General features: G+C 34.5%; 19 protein-coding genes. 17 read left to right on the forward strand and 2 right to left on the reverse strand.

Annotated elements, in window-relative coordinates; all coding sequences use genetic code 11:
* Positions 1–7 precede the first annotated feature (7 nt).
* Positions 8–757 carry an esterase family protein gene (locus ACZ446_RS06475; protein ID WP_464394293.1) on the forward strand — a complete coding sequence of 250 codons (750 nt, stop codon included), beginning with the start codon at positions 8–10 and terminating at the stop codon, positions 755–757.
* A 139-nt stretch (positions 758–896) separates the two neighbouring features.
* On the opposite strand, the gene ACZ446_RS06480 is transcribed toward ACZ446_RS06475, so the two are convergent.
* Entirely contained in the window at positions 897–2,147 is a 1,251-nt protein-coding gene (locus ACZ446_RS06480; protein WP_464394294.1) for a 4Fe-4S dicluster domain-containing protein, read from the reverse strand.
* Between the two features lie 125 nt (positions 2,148–2,272).
* On the opposite strand from ACZ446_RS06480, the gene ACZ446_RS06485 reads away from it, so the two are divergent.
* The 9 genes from ACZ446_RS06485 (at position 2,273) to ACZ446_RS06525 (ending at position 12,821) form a co-directional block, all read left to right on the forward strand.
* Positions 2,273–3,607, forward strand: a complete 1,335-nt coding sequence (locus tag ACZ446_RS06485; RefSeq protein ID WP_464394295.1) for an alpha/beta hydrolase — start codon at positions 2,273–2,275, stop codon at positions 3,605–3,607.
* A gap of 128 nt (positions 3,608–3,735) precedes the next feature.
* Complete coding sequence (locus ACZ446_RS06490) at positions 3,736–4,836, forward strand: YkvI family membrane protein (RefSeq protein ID WP_464394296.1); 1,101 nt, start codon at positions 3,736–3,738, stop codon at positions 4,834–4,836.
* A gap of 138 nt (positions 4,837–4,974) precedes the next feature.
* The gene (locus ACZ446_RS06495; RefSeq protein WP_464394297.1) at positions 4,975–5,778 is read left to right on the forward strand and encodes an electron transfer flavoprotein subunit beta/FixA family protein; all 804 of its coding nucleotides are present in this window, start codon (positions 4,975–4,977) and stop codon (positions 5,776–5,778) included.
* A 2-nt stretch (positions 5,779–5,780) separates the two neighbouring features.
* Complete coding sequence (locus ACZ446_RS06500; RefSeq protein ID WP_464394298.1) at positions 5,781–6,764, forward strand: electron transfer flavoprotein subunit alpha/FixB family protein; 984 nt, start codon at positions 5,781–5,783, stop codon at positions 6,762–6,764.
* 85 nt (positions 6,765–6,849) lie between these two features.
* Positions 6,850–8,247, forward strand: coding sequence for an FAD-binding oxidoreductase (locus ACZ446_RS06505; RefSeq protein WP_464394299.1), 1,398 nt, complete (start codon positions 6,850–6,852; stop codon positions 8,245–8,247).
* A gap of 155 nt (positions 8,248–8,402) precedes the next feature.
* A complete protein-coding gene (locus ACZ446_RS06510) occupies positions 8,403–9,800 on the forward strand; it encodes a YfcC family protein (protein ID WP_464394300.1) in 1,398 nt (465 codons plus the stop codon).
* Positions 9,801–9,889: 89 nt separating this feature from the next.
* Complete coding sequence (locus ACZ446_RS06515) at positions 9,890–11,083, forward strand: M20 metallopeptidase family protein (RefSeq protein ID WP_464394301.1); 1,194 nt, start codon at positions 9,890–9,892, stop codon at positions 11,081–11,083.
* Between the two features lie 108 nt (positions 11,084–11,191).
* Positions 11,192–11,953 carry an epoxyqueuosine reductase gene (locus tag ACZ446_RS06520; RefSeq protein ID WP_464394302.1) on the forward strand — a complete coding sequence of 254 codons (762 nt, stop codon included), beginning with the start codon at positions 11,192–11,194 and terminating at the stop codon, positions 11,951–11,953.
* A 76-nt stretch (positions 11,954–12,029) separates the two neighbouring features.
* Entirely contained in the window at positions 12,030–12,821 is a 792-nt protein-coding gene (locus ACZ446_RS06525; RefSeq protein ID WP_464394303.1) for an SDR family oxidoreductase, read from the forward strand.
* Here ACZ446_RS06525 and ACZ446_RS06530 read toward each other — a convergent pair.
* Entirely contained in the window at positions 12,816–13,190 is a 375-nt protein-coding gene (locus ACZ446_RS06530; protein ID WP_464394304.1) for a CoA-binding protein, read from the reverse strand. The genes ACZ446_RS06525 and ACZ446_RS06530 overlap by 6 nt on opposite strands.
* Before the next feature lie 177 nt (positions 13,191–13,367).
* Here ACZ446_RS06530 and ACZ446_RS06535 point away from each other — a divergent pair, with 177 nt between their 5' ends.
* The 7 genes from ACZ446_RS06535 to ACZ446_RS06565 all read left to right on the forward strand — a co-directional run bounded on the left by ACZ446_RS06535 (position 13,368) and on the right by ACZ446_RS06565 (position 18,776).
* Complete coding sequence (locus ACZ446_RS06535; protein WP_464394305.1) at positions 13,368–13,688, forward strand: hypothetical protein; 321 nt, start codon at positions 13,368–13,370, stop codon at positions 13,686–13,688.
* A gap of 176 nt (positions 13,689–13,864) precedes the next feature.
* On the forward strand, positions 13,865–14,986 hold the full coding sequence (gene tnpB / locus ACZ446_RS06540; protein ID WP_464394306.1) for an IS200/IS605 family element RNA-guided endonuclease TnpB: 1,122 nt from the start codon (positions 13,865–13,867) through the stop codon (positions 14,984–14,986).
* 178 nt (positions 14,987–15,164) lie between these two features.
* Entirely contained in the window at positions 15,165–15,620 is a 456-nt protein-coding gene (locus ACZ446_RS06545; RefSeq protein ID WP_464394307.1) for a hypothetical protein, read from the forward strand.
* A gap of 39 nt (positions 15,621–15,659) precedes the next feature.
* Complete coding sequence (locus ACZ446_RS06550; RefSeq protein WP_464394308.1) at positions 15,660–16,007, forward strand: rhodanese-like domain-containing protein; 348 nt, start codon at positions 15,660–15,662, stop codon at positions 16,005–16,007.
* 3 nt (positions 16,008–16,010) lie between these two features.
* Positions 16,011–16,712, forward strand: coding sequence for a CDGSH iron-sulfur domain-containing protein (locus ACZ446_RS06555; protein ID WP_464394309.1), 702 nt, complete (start codon positions 16,011–16,013; stop codon positions 16,710–16,712).
* Positions 16,678–18,420 (forward strand): diguanylate cyclase, encoded by a 1,743-nt coding sequence (locus tag ACZ446_RS06560; protein ID WP_464394310.1) that lies wholly within the window; start codon positions 16,678–16,680, stop codon positions 18,418–18,420. The genes ACZ446_RS06555 and ACZ446_RS06560 overlap by 35 nt, the downstream gene beginning before the upstream one ends.
* Positions 18,421–18,458: 38 nt before the next feature.
* Complete coding sequence (locus ACZ446_RS06565) at positions 18,459–18,776, forward strand: HD-GYP domain-containing protein (RefSeq protein ID WP_464394311.1); 318 nt, start codon at positions 18,459–18,461, stop codon at positions 18,774–18,776.
* Positions 18,777–18,835 lie beyond the last annotated feature (59 nt).

The following is an 18,835-nucleotide window of genomic DNA, read 5'->3' on the forward strand; positions in this document are numbered from 1 at the left end:
AAATTAGATGAAAATAGAATATAGAAATTTTCACAGTTCAAACTTAAATCAAGATATGCCCTTTAAAATTTATGGACATGCTGGTAAGCCGATGCTCGTTTTTCCATCATCTGGCGGCAGTTTTCATGAATATGAAGACTTTGATATGATCGATGCTGTCTGGCCTTATATTGAAAATGGAGAGATTACTGTCTACACAGTCAGCAGTGTTGACAATCAGTCCTGGCTGAACCATGAGCTCCATCCACATGATAAAGCGGTAATTCATAATAATTACGACAGATATATTATAGATGAACTGCTGCCTCTAATAAAATATCACTCAAACTGGGAAGGTGGAATAATTAGTTCAGGCTGCAGTATGGGAGCTTACCACGCGGTTAATTTTTATTTCCGTCATCCTGATGCCATTGATACCTGTATTGCCTTAAGTGGAATTTATGATGCTAGATTTTTTACCGGAGGCTATATGGACCAGGAGATTTATCTTAATTCACCCGTAGATTATCTTAAAGAGCTGGAAGATGAATGGTATTTAAATCATTATCGAAAAAATGACTTAATTATCTGTGCAGGTCAGGGAAGATGGGAAGAGGATACTTTAAGAGATACCAGACTTTTAGATACTATACTTGCTGAAAAAGATATTCCTGCCTGGTTTGATTACTGGGGCTATGATGTAGATCATGACTGGCCCTGGTGGAGAAAACAGATACCTTATTTTTTAGAGTTATTAAAAAAAAGAAATATTTTATAATTAGGAGTTCAATAATTTTAAAAAATAATATTTTTAGATAATAATACTGAATATAATTAGTAAAAAGAAAAGCCGGGAATCAAATTTCCCAGCTTTTCCCTATTTACTGCTGTAATTTAATGATTAAATTATTTTAAAACTAAGTCAGTTTTTTAATAATTTTTTCTAAATATCTGGATTTAAGCTGTTTGCTGGCCATTGCCTGTTTAATTGGAGGTAATTTCAAAATTGCTGAAACTACAGCGGCCATTGCCCTGTGGCTGCCAAAAGCCTGATTATCAAAAATAAGGTTAGCTAATTTACCCCTTTCAATTGCCATTAAAACAGTTCTGTGAACTGAATTTACAGGAGTGATAATTTCTTCCTGGCGCCGCTGTAGGCTTAGAGAATGGTTGGGACAGTTCCTAACACAGACACCACAACCCAGACAAATATCTTTGTCGACTATTATTTTTCCATCCTCTCTGGAGATGGCATCGATGGGACAGGCTTCAATACAGTTTCCACAGTCAATACAGCTTTGATGATTAAGTTGAGGTAGATAATTAGTTGTCTGGACTGGGTGCAAATTACCGAATTTTTTTGCTGCTAGAAGAGCTTCACAGCAGCAGCCACAGCAGTTACAGATAAAGGTAGGACTCTCACGTACATTTTCTCCACACTGGACCAGTCCATGCTCATAAGCCTGGTGGAGAAGTTCCATGCATTCTGAGCTGTCAACTCGACGGGCATGGTCGTGTCTGATTAAAGAGTCGGCTGTGTTATTAAATGTCATGCAGATATCGAGTGGAGCATCACAGGCCTGATCAAGATGATGCATTTTATGTCTGCAGTAGCAGGTACTAATTCCGATATCTTCAGCAGTTTCTATAATATGACTTGCTTTTTCAAAGTCTAAGATATGGACCATATTATCTTTAGATAGTACTGCTTCATTTACGTAAACACGGCCAAGCTTTGTTTCACCTGCTAAAAACAGATCTTTAATGAAATCTTCTTCAACATTTAAATATTGATGATATAATTCTGCCAAAAGTTTTTGATTTATATCACTGCGGGTTCTCATCATAGAAAATTCGAAAAAACCTGCCATAGGTGGTGGCAGTACATATTTTTTAACACCCTGATCTTTAGAATCAAGTAGTATCGCTCTTGCAGCCAGTTCATCAAGAATATTTTCTGTTTTGACTGGATTCATTTTTAAAATTTTAGCAGCTTTTTCGACAGTAAATGGTTTTATAGGCAGCTGGGCTACTATTTTTGCTTCTTTTTCGCTAAAAAGTATAGATAAAATTTTATATAGTGTTTCAGAAGGTGGTGCCCCCTGAGGAAATTGATTTAGCCTTTCTTCAAGACTTTTATAAGCTGATTTTGCTGTTTTATGTGACATATTAAACACCTGCTTTCTTAATCTATAATTAGTTAAAGGATTGTTATTTCCTTCATTTATTATCTATTCAAAAAACTTAAACTGTGCTTTATTAAAAAAATCTTATAATTAGGAGTTCATTAATTTTGAAAAATAATATAGAGATAGAAATTATTAAAAACTTTAAATCTAAAATTCTGCAGAACAAAAGAAAGATTCGGGTCTATCTGCCGCCAAGTTATTCGACTCAAAATGATAAATATTATCCGGTTTTATATATACATGATGGCCAGAATATCTTTAGTGCTGAAGAATCATATTCAGGTGAGTCCTGGCAGCTGCACCAGACTGCAGAATATTTGATCAGAGAAGAGATGATTGAAGAAATCATAATAGTCGCTGTTGACAATATGGGTTCAGAGAGATTAAGCGAATATGCCCATCAAGATGGTGTTTTTAAGGGAGAAAAAATTAAAGCCCGGGGCTTGAAATATGAAAACTTTTTCATCAAAGAACTGATGCCTTTTATTGAAGAGAAATATCGCGTTAAAACGGGGCCTGAAGATACAGCTCTAATGGGGTCTTCAATGGGAGGGTTAGTTACATTCAATATGGGTTTAAAAAGACCTGACCTTTTTGCAAAGCTTGGAGTAATGTCTCCTTCACTCTGGTGGGGTAGTAATGGTGCTGTAGAAAAATTGAGATCATATAATTATGAGGGTTTGAAATCTAAAATCTGGCTTGATACCGGTGATGCTGAGGGGGAATTTATGTCAGTTTCAGAAAAAGTCATTGCTGAGCTAAAAAGTATTAGAGATAATAATGAGCTGGATCTCGTCTATTATCAGGCAGCTGACGCTCAGCACAGTGAATCAGCCTGGGCAGCTCGAGTGCACTCTCCCCTCTTATACTTTTTTGGAGAAGTTGGAGAAATTGAGAAAATTGAACTAATTGGGAGAGAAGTTATCGGCCTCAGGGAAGCTGGAATTCGAATAAATCCGGTTCTAACTTTTGACAGCGGCTTTAAAATGACAGCTCTGGAAGGCGAGTTTAAATCTTTAACACCTGAATTATTAGAAGTTAATGAAAATGGTGTTTTAAAGCCTAAAAAATTAGGGGAAGCAGAAATTGAGTTTAAAGTTTTCGGTCATTATGCTTATAAAAGTATCAAGATAGTAAAAAAATTAAAGGAAAAAGTGAATATTAATATTTATTTACAGCTAAAAACTGAAAACAATGAAGAAATCGAAGCTGTTTATATAGCGGATAATGATCCTAAAGAATTCAAAATGAAGCATTTAGATAACTCATATTATAAAGCCGATTTGACCTTAAAAAGAGATGATATTTTAAACTTTAAATTTACTTTAGGAAGCTGGAAGACTGTAGAAAAAGACAGACAGGGTCGAGATGTAGATAGCCATTTTATTCGAGCTAATGAAGACCAGAGCCTATATTTTGAAGTTGAAAGATTTTCTTAGTGGAATTAGACTGCAATTTAATCTTGACTTAAAAAAGATATTCAAATATAATATAAACGACTTTAGTTCATTAAAGAACAAAATTAAATATTAGACACAACAAAAAAACTAGTAAAGGAGAATGAGTAGTGGAGAAGAAGAGTAGTTTTACGATTCCGGTTTTTTTCAGTGTAGCATTTGTCTGGTTTACAACGCATTTTGGGGGTGGTTTTGCCTCAGGTAGACAGGCGGCTGAGTTTTTTGTCAGCCACGGCTGGTATTCAATATTTACCCCGATAATTGCCATGGGAATTGATGCGGTTATCTTTTATTATGCCTGGGACTTTAGTGTGGTTAATAATACATATGATTACAGAAGCTGGACTGACGAATTTTACCATCCTTATGAAAAGATTTTCTCAAATTTATACGAAATGATTTTTGTTTTGACAATGGGAGTAGCAACAGCAGTAGCTTTTGCCACCGGAGGCAGTACTATTAAAGCAGCAATTGGCACACCTTACCTGGCAAATACTATCGCTATAGCAGTAATCATCTTTTTGTTAACAATTTTTGGGGCTAAACTGGTCCGAGAATTTGCAACTTACATAGGTATCGCCATAATTATAGGAGTTATAGTAGTTTATGGAGCAAATGCGGTGGTTAGTTTCCCTCAAATTATTGATGTTATTAATAACCAGACTGCAGAAACTAATATCTGGTCTGCCCTCTGGAGCATGCTCTTATATGCCAGTTTTCAGGCCTTAGCTGTTGGAGCATATGTTGCAGTGGCTGATGTCTTGAAAACACGAGATGATGCGCTTAAGGCTGCCTGGGCAGGTTTTGCAATCAATGGTATCCTTTTAACCCTTGCTTCAGTTACAGTTCTTGCTTATTATCCAGAAATTTTAGAAATACCTGTGCCAACTATTTATGTTGTTAATAATGGAGTTGGGGGAGTTTTAGCAGAAAATATTATTTCAATTCTAATAGTACTTGGAGTAATCTCGACCGGAGTTAACTTTGTTTTTGGTGGAGTAAAAAGAATTGTTTCCTGGTGGCCTAATGACAATACCGGGCACAGTCATTCAATAGCAGCTTCCCTTATTTTTGTGCTAATTACCTGGTCGATTGCCCGTTTTGGTCTGATTCCTTTAGTTGCCCGGGGCTACAGCTTCTTAGGCTATTTGGGTATACCAATGCTGATCTTACCAATAGTCTATAAGCTGATTAAAAGAAGGCTTCAATAAAATTTAAACTATAGAATCAATAACTGGGACATTAAAATTTTTAAAAAGTAAGTTAGTAGAAAATTAATAAAGAAACTTAATAATGATTTTGAAAAATTATTAAAATGTAAAAGTATTAGATTAGTGAGGAGTGATTATTTGCAGATTTTAGTTTTAATTAAACAGGTTCCAGAAATGGAAAAGGTTCAATTTGACGCTGAAAAAGGAAGAATAGATCGAAAATCAGCGGGAGTTGAGGTAAATCCATTTGACTTAAATGCTTTAGAAGCTGCGGTCAGAATAAAAGAAAAAGTTGGAGGAGAAGTCACAGCTTTGAGTATGGGGCCAGAAAGAGCCGAATCCGCCTTAAAAGAAGCCGCCGCCAGAGGTGCAGATCAGGTTTTTCTCTTAACTGATAAAAACTTTGCCGGAGCTGATACAATTTCAACTTCGGCCGTACTTGCTGCAGCAGCCAAAAAATTAGGCAACTTTGATTTGATCATTGCTGGAGAAATGAGTGTTGATGGTGATACAGCTCAGGTTGGTCCCCAGACAGCGGAATTTTTGGATATTAACCACGCCGCTTATGTTAGTGAAATAACTGCAGTCTCAGAAGCTGAGATTACTCTAAACACCTCTCTCTGGGAGGCTAATTACAGCAAAACCTTCAATTATCCGCTGTTGATTACTGTAACCAAAGATCTTAATGATCCACGTCTGCCTTCATTTAAAGATAAAATGAAAGCCAGAAAAATTGAGGTAGAAAAATTAGACTATGCAGCTATTAAAGATCAGCTGCAGCAGAAAGAAGTAGGTTTTAAAGGTTCACCGACCTGGGTTGAAAATATTGTTGTACCTCAAAAAATAGAGAGAAAAGCTAAAATATATAATAAAGATGAAACTGAAAAAGCTATTGCTGATATTAACGAAGTTTTAATAGCTAAAAATTTGATGGAGGCTTAACCATGGCAGATAAAAATAATTTATTAATAATTGCTGAATACAGTCAAAATAAAATTCATCCGGTAGCTTTTGAATTATTAAATAAGGGAAGAGAGCTGGCAGACAAAGCAGATTTACAGTTAAAGGTTTTAATAATGGCTGCAGATTATATAGAAAATAAAGAGTTAAATGAGCTAATCTATCATGGGGCAGATCAAGTTCAGCTTTTAATCAATGATAATTTCGGCTATCCAGATGAATATTTATTCAAAAAAGCTATTCTTGAGTTTTTAACTAGTGAACCAGCAGAAATAATCTTAATTGGAGCTACTCATTTTGGACGTTCTTTAGCACCTAGACTGGCAGCTGCCATGAAAACCGGACTGACTGCTGACTGCACAGAGCTTGATATAGCAGATGATGGATCACTGCTGCAGATTAGACCTGCCTTTAGTGAAAATATACTGGCACATATAAAAAGCAGTACCAGCCCACAGATGGCTACAGTTCGCTACCAGGAATTTGCTAAAGCAGCTAGGGATGAAAACAGAAATGGCAGGATAGCAATTGAAAAAATAGACTTCAAAGAGAATGATGCTTTAAAAGAAATAGATAAAATTAGTGATCAAAAGATAAATATTACAGAAGCAGAAGTTGTTGTCGCAGGTGGAAGTGGTGTCAAAAATGCTGAAGACTTTAAACTGCTGCAGGAACTTGCAGATATCTTCAATGGTGTTGTAGCAGTCTCCCGAGATGTGGTTGATAAGGGTTTAATGCCGAAAGAACGTCAGGTTGGCTACAGTGGACAGCGGGTTAAGCCAAAAGTTTACTTTGCCTTTGGTATTTCAGGGGCTCCACAGCATTTAGCTGGAATGAAGGAAGCAGAAACTATTATAGCGGTTAACACAGATCCCTCAGCCCCTATTTTTAAAGCTGCCGATTATGCAGTTGAAGGAGATTTGTATGAGGTTATTCCTGAGATGATCAAAAGGTATGGGAATAAATAATTTAAACTGAAAACAGATTGATAGAGACAAAAATGGGTTATTTACATAAAATTTTATATTATTGATTTGGAGGGCGAAGGCTAATATGAAAAAAGTGATAATAGAGAAGTTAGAAGCAATTGTTGGCGAAAAATGGGTGGATACAGACCCCGAAAGAGTGCTTTCCTATAGTTTAGAAAGTACAAATGATAATTATAGTTTAGTAGCACCGGAACCTGCAGCTGGCTCAGTTATAGTTAAGGCTGCTGACAGTAAAGAAGTTGCTAAAATTTTAAAATTTGCCAATCAGGAAAAAATTAACGTAATTGCAAGAGGGGCCGGAACTGCCCTGGCAGCAAATACTATTCCAGACCAGGCAAGTATAATTTTATCTTTAGAAAGAATGGATCAGATACTGGAAGTTGATGAGGAAAATATGCTTTTAAAGGCTGAAGCAGCAGTAAGTCTGGGTGATATCATAGAGGAACTAAAAAGCAATGATCACCTATATTTCCCCCTGCATCCGGGAGATGAAGGAGCACAGGCTGGCGGCATGGCGGCCATGAATGCTGGTGGAGTTCGAGCTGTAAAACACGGAATTATGCGGAATCAGATTCTGGGGATGGAAGTAGTTTTGCCAACAGGTGAGATAGTCCATTATGGAGGCAGCAGAGGAAAACTGCTTAAAAATAATGCGGGCTATGATCTAATGCAGCTAATGATCGGTAGTGAGGGTACTTTAGGAGTAATAACCGAAGTAAGTTTAAAATTATATCCAGAACCTGCAGCAAATGGGACATTAATTGTAGCTTTTGATGACCGCAAAGATGCCTTTGCAGCTGTACCTGCCATTTTAAAAAATGGTATTATTCCAATGGCCTTAGAATATGTTGAAAAAGATGAGATCAAACTGGCTGCTGATGATATCGGTAAAAAATGGCCAGCTGAAACCGGGGAATATTTTTTAATAATTATGCTTTCAGAAGCAAAAGAAGATGACCTATTTGAAATTGGCGGTCAGATAGATGAAATAACAGCAGAATTTAATGCTGTTGACATGCTGATTGCTCAAAGCATCAGTGAGCGCAAAGATATTCTGGATATTAGAAGTCATATTTTACCGGCTATTTCAGATAAAATTGTTGACAGCCCTGATGTTACTGTTCCCAGGGGCAGCCTCTTAGAATATTTAGAGAGCTTAAATGAAATTGAAGAAAAATATAATACTAAATGCCCTGTGATTGCTCATGCTGGAGATGGTAATTTACATGTTCTAATTTTAAAAGAAGACGGCCAGAAACCTTCTTATTTCGATGAGATTAAAAAAGATATCTACCAGAGTGCAGTTGAGATTGGTGGTACAATAACAGGAGAGCACGGGATTGGTAAGTTGAGGCAGGATTATCTTTCAATGATGTATTCAGAGAGGGAACTAGATATCATGAAACAGATAAAAAAGGCCTTTGATCCTAATAATATTCTTAATGCCGGCCGCAGTATTTAACTTAGTTAAATTTAAATATAAAAATTGTTTTAATAGGACTCCATCCGCTATTTTTGGGTGGAGTTCTTAATTAGTTTAATTTAACTTTAATTATTTTTTAACAAAACTTATTTGAATTTTAATCAAAAATAAAAAATTAAAGGATGGTGTTTTTAATGGAAAAAAAGGAAAGATGGTATCATAAGGTTCCAAATGCATATACCTTACTTATGATAATAATTGTAATTGTAACTGTAATGACTTTTATTGTTCCAGCAGGTGAGTTTGCACGTCAGGAAATGAGTAATGGTCGTGTTGGAGTTATTCCAGGTAGTTTTGAATATGTTGATCAGAGTCCGGTGGGAGCCATTGGACTATTTAGAGCAATTCCAGAAGGAATGCTGGCAGCTGCCAATATAGTCTTTATTGTATTTTTTGCAGGTGCATTATTTAATGTTATAGAATCAACAGGAGCTTTAGAAAATGGTATTGGGGTTTTAGTTAAAAAACTGGAGGGGAGTTCTAATGCTGGTCCAAAAATGATCTGGGTCTTAACTTTTGTTTTTGGAGCATTAGGAGCTGTAGTTGGTTTTGAAAATAATATAGCCATAGTCCCAATTGGAGTGATGATTGCTTTAGCCTTAGGTTATGATTTAATTGTTGGAACTGGTATTGCTGTAGCTTCAATTGGATTGGGTTTTGCAACTTCTCCGATCAACCCTTATACAGTTGGAGTATCACATGCTATTGCAGAATTACCTATCTTTTCAGGTTTTAACCTAAGATTTTTCTTTATGATTAGTGCTTTTGCTGTTTTAGCACATCATACTACCTCTTATGCTAAAAAGGTAGAGAGTGGAGATAAGGCCAGTCTTGTTTCTGATATCAGCACTAAAGATTTAGAGCTGACTAAAAGTCTCAGTCAATATCATCTAACCAAACGCCATAAAGCAGTATTATTAGTTTTAGTTGCAATTATTGGAATTATTATTTTTGGTACTGTTCAATTCAGCTGGTATATTACGGAAATTACAACTGTCTTTTTAGTAGGTGCAGTAACTGCTGGTCTGGTTGCTGGCTATAATTCTGATAAACTTGTAGATGAAATGATTGCAGGTGCTTCTAAATTAACAAGTGGTGCTTTGATCATTGGTGTTGCTAGAGCGATTTCTGTTATTTTGGAAAAGGGAAAAATTGGAGATACTATTATTTATGCTTTAGCTGCTCCTTTAGAGGATTTACCCGCACTTGCTTCCGGTATTTTAATGAGTGTTGCCCACTCTATAATTAACTTCTTTATTCCTTCAGGTAGTGGACAGGCGATGGCAACAATGCCGATTATGATTCCTCTCAGTGACTTAGTTGGAATCACCAGGCAGACAGCTATTTTAGCTTTCCAGATTGGTGATGGTGTGATGAATTTAGTAGTGCCTACACTTGGCGGTTTGCTGGCGATGCTGGCCTTAGCTAGGGTACCGTTTGATAGGTGGTTTAAGTTTATTTATCCGATGGTGCTGAAGGTGCTGGCCCTGGGCTGGATCTTTATCTTTATTGCTACAATAATCGGTTATTAAAATCAAAGATTAATATTTAGATTATATAAACTCACTAAAATTATTGATAAGAGTAATTTTGAAGTTAGAATTTAAAGGAGAATTATTATATGATTTCAGAAAGAATTAAGGAAGAAGCAGCAAAAATTGAAAAAGAAATTATTAAGATTAGACATCAGATCCATCAAAACCCTGAACTGGCTTTTAATGAGAAAGACACAGCCAAACTAGCTGCTTCTAAAATGAAAGAATTAAATTTAGAAGTCGAGACAGGTATCTATGGTACAGGCGTCTGCGCTCTTTTGAAAAACAGCAGCGAAGGTGATAAAAAGACTAAAACTATTCTGCTTAGAGCTGATATGGATGCTCTGCCGATTCAGGAAGCAACAGGGTTGGAATATGAATCCAAAAACAGAGGTGTGATGCATGCCTGTGGACATGATGCTCATACTGCAATTTTGATTGGAACAGCTGTAGTGTTAAATGAATTAAAAGACGAGTTAAATGGTAACGTTAAGTTTCTTTTTCAGCCCGCCGAAGAAGAAGAGGGGGGAGCTGAAGGAATGATTAAAGCAGGAGTTTTAGAAAACCCTAAAGTTGATGCTGCACTGGGACTCCACGTCTGGGGTTCAACTCCAAAAGGGGTAGTTGAATATAGGCCTGGTCCTTTTATGGCCTCACCTGATCGTTTTGAAATTAAAATTATTGGTAAGGGCGGCCATGCTGCTCAGCCACATAACTGTATTGATCCGGTTCCTATTGCAGCCTCAGTAATTAATGAGATTCAAAATATTATCAGCAGACGCCTTGACCCAGCTGAATCTGCAGTAATCTCAATCTGCAATCTTCATGGTGGTGAAACTCATAATGTAATTCCAAATGAGGTAGTGCTGGAAGGAACAATGAGGACTTTAAAACCTGAAATCAGAGAAAAAATACCGGTCTGGATAGAAGAAGTTGTTGCTAAAACAACAGCTATTTATGGAGCAGAATATGAATTAGAATTTGAATACAGATTCCCACCTTTAATTAATAATTATGAGATGACAGAAGTACTTAAAAATGCTGCTGCTAAAATAGTTGGTGAAGAAAAACTAAAACTAGCTGAAAAACCAAATCTTGGTGGTGAAGATTTTTCTTATTTTACTGAAGCTTTACCTGCCTGTTTTTTCTTTTTAGGTATTGCACCTTCGACAGATGAACTAATTCAGCATCACCACCCAGAATTTAATGTTGATGACGATGTTCTGAAGGAAGGAATAGCAATTTTAGCTCAGACTGTTATTGACTATTTAAATAATTAAAAATTAATTCAACTAAAAAGCCGAGAATTTTCTCTCGGCTTTTTTCATCCTGCTCATCATATGCTATAATTAATATAGTGAAGAAAATGAAATGGAGGTAATACTATTTTGGATAAAGAAAAGATTGAAAGCTTAATTCAAAACTACCTTAAAAATTATCAGAATAAAAAAAATATTAATAGTCAGTGGAAAGAAGCTGTGGTTGAATATGCAGCGGCAGCTGATCCAATGTTTAGAGAATTAGAAAATACAGCTTCTGCTACTCATCTTTTACCAGCAGATATTTTAGCTGAGGCCAAAACAGTTATAGCTTATTTTATTCCCTTTTCTGAAGAAATAGTGAACTCAAATCTAGATGGCAAATATAGTTCTAAGCAGTGGGCTGTGGCCTATGGAGAAACAAATCAGCTGATTGAAGATTTAAATAAACATTTAAAAAACGAGCTGGAAAAGAAAAATTATCAGGCTTCCTTGATTCCTGCTACCCACAATTTTGACAAAAAACGACTTAAAAGTGACTGGTCACATCGACATGCGGCTTATATAGCTGGCTTAGGGACTTTTGGGGTCAATAATATGTTAATTACGGAAAAAGGTTGTGCCGGTAGAATCGGAACTTTAATTACAGATTTAAAAATAGAACCTTCAGCAAGACCTGAAAATGAAAGGTGTTTAAATAAGGCTGGTTTTAACTGCAGTCAATGTGTTGACAATTGTGCTAATGGTTCACTAAAAATTGATTCTTTTGACCGGTTTAAATGTTATCAGCTTCTTTTAGAAAACGATGAGCTTCATTCTGATTTAGGACTATCAGATGTCTGTGGCAAGTGTTCTGTTGGACTGCCCTGTACTTTTAAATCTCCACTTTAAAGAAATAGTAAGTCAGATTTAAAAATTATGGAAAGATCAAAAATAGAAGTTTAAATTAATATGAAAGGGTGAGCTTATGGATCTTAAAATCAGAGGTAATTCGGCGATAATAACCGCTTCCAGCAGTGGTTTAGGGAAAGCTTCTGCTGCCGCTTTAGTCAAAGAAGGGGTTAATGTTGTAATCAATGGGAGAAATCAGCAAAAACTTGAGCAGACTTTAGCAGAATTAAAGGCTTTAAATGGTGGTGAGGTTATTGCCTGTCAGGGAGATATTACCAAAAAAGAAGATATAATAAAGCTGGTAAAAACAGCAGTTGATAATTTTGGCAGAATTGATCATTTAGTAACTTCTGCAGGAGGTCCACCTGCCAAAAATTTTGTAGAAACCACTGAAGCTGATTGGTATAATTCCTATGACCTACTTGTAATGAGTGTAGTTAGGTTAGTTAAAGAATCATTAGAATATTTAAAAGCTGATGGTGGAGGAACTATCGTAAATATTACATCTATCAGTGTTAAAGAGGCTATAGATAACCTGGTTCTTTCTAATTCTGTCCGGATGACTGTTATTGGTTTAATGAAAACTCTGGCCAAAGAACTGGGCCCGGAAATTAGGGTAAATGCTGTATTGCCGGGATCACATGAAACAAGCAGAATTAAAGAACTGATTAATTCTGAAGTTGAAAATGGTTTGTATGCTAGCTACCAAGAAGGATTGAGCGCTAAAAGTAAAAGTGTGCCTTTAAATAAAATTGGGGATCCCGAAAATCTGGGTGATCTAATTGCCTTTTTATCATCACCAAAATCAGCTCATATTAACGGAGATTCGATTGTAGTCGATGGTGGAGCCAGCAGTTCAAACCTATAAGCGGGCATAAATGCAGTCTTCAACCAATCTTATTCCATGCATATCTGCAAATTCTCTAATTTCATCACTTCTGGTTCCTGGCTGCAGCCAGACATATCGTATTCCAAGTTCATTTATTTCTTCCATAATTTTAATGCCTATTTGGGGATTAACAACAATATCAACAACATCTATTTTTTGATTAATTGAGCTGAGGTTTTTATAGCATTTAATTCCATCAATTTCGTCTAAATTAGGATTAACAGGATAAACGGTATAGCCCATTTTTTCCATCTTTTTAAATATCTTATAGCCAAATTTATTTTTCTTATTAGTAGCACCAACAACTGCCCAATTGCGATATGCCATTGTTTTAGTATCTAAATCCATTTTATTCACTCCTAAGCTTAGTAAATTTTGTATCTTAATTTTAACAGAAAATAGTCAAAATAGCCAAAAAAATATGTAATTTACTTAATATCTAATTTTTTAAGCAGGCTTTAATTCTTTTTTGTCGAATTAATTTATTGAGCAAAATTAAAAATAGTCTTTAATAAGGAGATTGTTATGACAAAAAAATTAAGAGTTTCTATTATTACTGGTTCTGTTCTGGGAATTATCTGTATTATTGGCGGCAGTATTCGGATGGGCTTTAGCGGTAATCAGCTTTATCTATTTGCCCTTTGGTATAATAGATTAATTATGGGAATCTTAATTGGCTCCACTAATTTAAATACTGGAATTAATAATCTTATTAAAGGTGGGTTTTTAGGCTTATTGGTCTCACTTGCTTTTTATCTTTCAACCGGCATGAATGATCACATCTCATTTTTAGCTGGGATAGTTTATGGTGTCATTATAGCTGCTGTCGCTGGAAAATATGAATAATAAAAGGTGATAGAGTGAAAGTCTGCTCGCAAACCTCGTGGGCTTGCCCCGAGGAAAGAGAAGACGGTTTTGAATTTTAAGTATTATTTTTAGGTATTAAATATTATAAAAAAATAAGAACATGTGTTTGCTTAGTCTCTTTGTTTATGGTATAATATTAACAAGGAGGTAACAGCATGATAAGTAAAAAAATCATAAGAGAAAAAGGATATAAGTTCAGGCTATATCCTAATAAAAAACAAAAAATATTAATAAATAAATCAGTTGGTTGTACAAGGTATATCTATAATCATTTTCTTGCCCAAGCTAAAGCCGATAAATATAAAACATATACTGAATATTCTAAGCAGCTAACAAAATTAAAAAAAGAATTAATCTGGCTAAAAGAGCCAGATAAATTTGCTTTACAAAATGCTCTTAAAGATTTAGATAAAGCTTTTAATAATTTTTTTAGCGGCAAATATGATTTTCCTCAGTTTAAATCTAAAAAGAATATTAAAAACTCTTATCGGACTAATAAATTTATTAGAAAAAATGGTACTACTAATATTGAAATAAAAGATAATAAGATTAAGCTGCCTAAATTGGGTTGGGTTAAATTCAGAAAATCTCAAAAAGTTAAAGGCAATATATTAAATGTGACAGTAACTAAAACTAATACAGAAAAATATTTTATTTCGATAGCAGTTAAAGAAGAAATCAAAAAATTACTTGAGGTAGATAAAAAAATAGGTATAGACCTGGGACTTAAGGAGTTTGCTATTACTTCAGATGGTGAGAAAAAAGCTAATCCTAGAGTTTTAAATAAATATGAGAAAAAGATTGCCAGGTTAAATAGAAGTTTAGCTAGAAAAGAAAAAGGTTCTAATAATTGGTATAAAACTAAAAAGAAATTGGCTAGAGCACATGAAAAAATAGCTAATATTAGATTAGACTTTCTGCATAAGTTTTCAACTAAATTAATTGAAGAAAACCAACTCATAGCAGTTGAAAATTTAGAAGTAAAGAAAATGCTTAAAAATTCTAATTTAGCAAAATCAATTTCTGATATCAGTTGGAGTAAATTTATAGAATTATTAACCTATAAAGCTAAATGGTATGGAAGAGACCTGATTAAGATAGACACATTTTTTGCCAGCAGCCAGCTCTGTAATAACTGCGGCTATAAAAATGAAAAAGTTAAAGATCTAAAAATAAGAAAATGGAAATGCCCTGAATGTGGAGAAGTTCATGACAGGGATATTAACGCCAGTGTTAATATTTTAAATGAAGGTTTAAAAATACAGAAGGCAAGTTAGAGGATATACCGTAGGACTTACGGGATTTTAAGCCTGTGGAGATGGTGGGTTACTACTTCTAAGAAGCAGGAATCCTTGTAGGCTTGCCCCGAGGAGGGTCAATAAAATTAAAACAATTGATTTCAAAAAATATTTAGAAAAATACAAAGAAACAACAGGTCTTTATCCCCAGGAGTTAATGCAGATTGGCGAAAAATATCATCAAAAACAGTATCTAACTAAAGAAGAGTTATACCAGCTGGCACATTTAAATTCTACCAGGAGTTCTTATCATGTAAAAAAGAATCCTGATAATCGAGTTGAAAAAGTAACAGAAGCAGCTTATCAGCTTTACGATGATTTCTGCCGTCTGGCTCTATATACAAGCCTGATGGGGATTGGTACTCCTACGGCTTCTGCGATTTTGACTTCCCTGGATCCTGAAAAACACTGTGTAATTGATACAAGAGTCTGGGCCACCCTCTATAATCTCGACTATTTTGAAAAAGAAAAAGAAAGTTTTAAACCTGACGATTATATTAAGATAATGGATATAGTAAGGAGAATGGCGGCAGAATCAGAATTTTCTACTGCTGAAATTGGTTATGCCCTTTTTGCTTATGATGCTGTCCACAGAGAAGGTAATTTACATTAAATTTCATAAATTTAGTTATTAAAATTAGGAGGCAAATAAATGTTATTAGATCTATTTAAAGACCTTTTTGGAATAGGAATCAAAAAAATGACTGTAGAAGAATTTCATAAGAAGAAAATACCTGCAGTCGATATTAGAGAAAAAAAAGCATTTGAAGAAGAGCATATACCGGGAGCAATTAATATTCCTTTTAGAGAGTTTGATTTAAATAACCCTCAATTAAAAGAGATTAATAAAAATAGAGAGATTGCAGTATATTGTGTGAGTGGTGTTTCAAGTGTGAAAATAACAAGACTTTTAAATAAAAACGGATATGAAAAAGCTAAAAGCCTTAAGGGTGGTTTTGTTGCCTGGAAAGCATTTAAAAATTCCAAGAATAACAAGTAAGAGGTGTTTAAAATTATAGATAAAAACAAAGTAAGAATAAAAATAATTAAAGATGGACCATACTGTGTTTTTGGAGGCATTCCCTTAAAGGAAAAAATTATTACTCCTGTTGGTAACCACTATGAGTATCATGATGGAAGAGAACTATCTCAGGATAACAATTATTCACTCTGCCGCTGTGGTCAGACAAAAACCCCTCCATTTTGTGATGGTTATCATCAAGAAATTGACTTTGATGGAACTGAGACAGCAGCCAGGGTAAGTTATGCGACAAGAGCAGAATTGCTATCTGGAAAAGAGATCGATCTAATGGATGATCACCGCTGTGCTTATCTTCGTTTTTGTCATACAGAAAAGGGTACAACCTGGGATTTAATAAAATCAGACAGAAAAGAAGAAAAGGAATTAGCTAAAAAATCTGCTGAAGAATGTCTGGCCGGGAGATTAACTGCTGTCTCCAAAAAAGGAGAAATTCTGGAAAAAGATTTTGAGCCTGCTGTAGAAGTGCTTCAGGATCCAGAAAAAGACTGCAGCTCGGCAATTATAGTTAAAGGAAATATTGAAATTGAAGCTGCTGATGGTGAAACTTATGAAACCAGAAATTCTGCAGCTCTCTGCAGATGTGGTGAATCTGAAAACAAACCATTTTGTGACTGTACTCATTATCATAATGGATTTAAAGACGGATTTAAAGCTGATGACTAAGAAATCAAACTTTTATCGACTCTTATTAATTATTACTGCTTCTGCCTATCTGATTTTTGCTTTAGTTTATAGAATCAGTGGCACAATCAGTGATCCAATGTCTATTGGAGAAAGAGTTATTACAGTTTCACTTTTTTTAGCAGTAATTTTAATTTCCTTTAAAAATAAATTTGTTAAAGAAAACATAGATATTATAACTTTTCTGCTTTCTTTAACAGCAATTCTGCAGCTTATATATTATAATCATCAGTTTAATTTTAATTTAGGACTATCCATACCTGTAATTATTATTGTTGCAGCATTTAACTTGATTTTTGACTTGGATAGGTTAAAGTTAATTGTCAACTTTGGTTTGTTGAGCTTAATAATATATTCTTTAAAAACAAGTGAGAATGTTAAAATAATAAACTCACTTTATTTAAGTTCCTATATTATTATAGTTTCTTTGAGTCTATATATTAGCTACTTTATTAAAAAATCCCAGGAAAAATTAAAAATTAATTTAGAGAAATTAAAATCACAGCATCAATTCCAAAAAACATTTGCCAAAATAGCTTCTGAATTAGTTAATCTAGGCCTGGATAATTTTGATTATAAAATTAATAATTCTTTAAAAGAAATTGGTGAGTATTTCGATATTGACCGCAGCTATCTTTTTGAAATATCTGATGACAGGAAGACTATGTCCAATACTTATGAATGGACAGCACCTGGCATCAAGGCTGAAAAAAATGAATCACAGAGTTTGAAAACTAAAAAATACAGCTGGTGGATTGATCAATTAAAAAATAATGAAATAATTATCATAGAGAATGTTGATAATTTAGGCGAAGAAGCTGCTGCCGAAAAAGAACTATTTAAAAGCCAAAATATAAAAGCTTTAATTGTTTTACCAATTTATATAAAAGAAAAATTAACAGGTTTTTTCGGTTTTGATCTTGTTAAAAGCAAACTTAAGTTAAATACAATTAAAATTGAACAGTTAAAAATTTATATTGATGTTATTAAAAATGCTCTTTCCAAGCATCAGGATAATCTAAAAATAAAGGAATTAAGTTATTATGATAGTTTAACAGGATTATATAACAGAAGATTTTTCGAAGAAGAATTAAGCAGACTTGATACAGCTCGACAGCTGCCGATATCAATTATTATGACTGATTTAAATGGTTTAAAAATGATAAATGACAGTTATGGTCACAAAATGGGAGATAACCTTTTAAAAAAAGCGGCTGATTTAGTCAAAAATTCTATTCGAAGAGAAGATATTTTAGCAAGACAGGGGGGAGATGAATTTATAATCCTACTCCCTCAAACTAAAGCTGAAGAAGCTGCTAAGATTATTCAGCGAATTAAATCAAATACTGGATTAATAGCTGGAACTTCTGTTCCTTTATCAATTGCCCTGGGTCAGGCAACAAAAACTGAACAGGACCAGTCTATTGAAGAAACTATTAAAGATGCAGATAATCAAATGTATAAAAACAAACTTTCTGAAAGCAGAAGCAGTAAAAGTAATGTTGTCAAAGGCTTAATTAGCGCTTTAGCTGCCAAGAGTAACGAGACTAAAGAGCATACACTTCGAATGAAAGACCTGGCTTTAAAGTTTGCTGAGAGATTAAATCTTTCTGATTCTGAACAGCATCGACTCTCACTTTTAGCTGCTTTACACGATATTGGTAAAATTAATATTAGCAAGATATTTTAAATAAACCAGGTGAACTTAATGAAAAAGAATGGGAAATAATGAAAAATCACACAGAACAAGGATATAAAGTTGCATCTGCCTCGGAAGAGTTTGCTTCTGTTGCCGAAGAAATATTTTCCCACCATGAAAAATGGGATGGAAGTGGTTATCCTCGTCAATTAAGTGGGGAAGAGATACCCTATCTGGCTAGAATTATTGCACTAATTGATTCCTATGATGTAATGGTAAATGATCAGGCATATAGTAAAACAAAACCAAAGCAGGAAGCTCTGGCAGAAATTGAAAGGTGTGCGGGAACACAGTTTGACCCTGATTTAGCAGCTGAGTTTATAGAGATGATGGAAGCTGATGAATAAATACAACATTTTAAACTACATTAAAAGATTTTAAAATAATTATTGAGCTAAGAGGTGTA

This window comes from Halanaerobium sehlinense, from assembly GCF_055379485.1.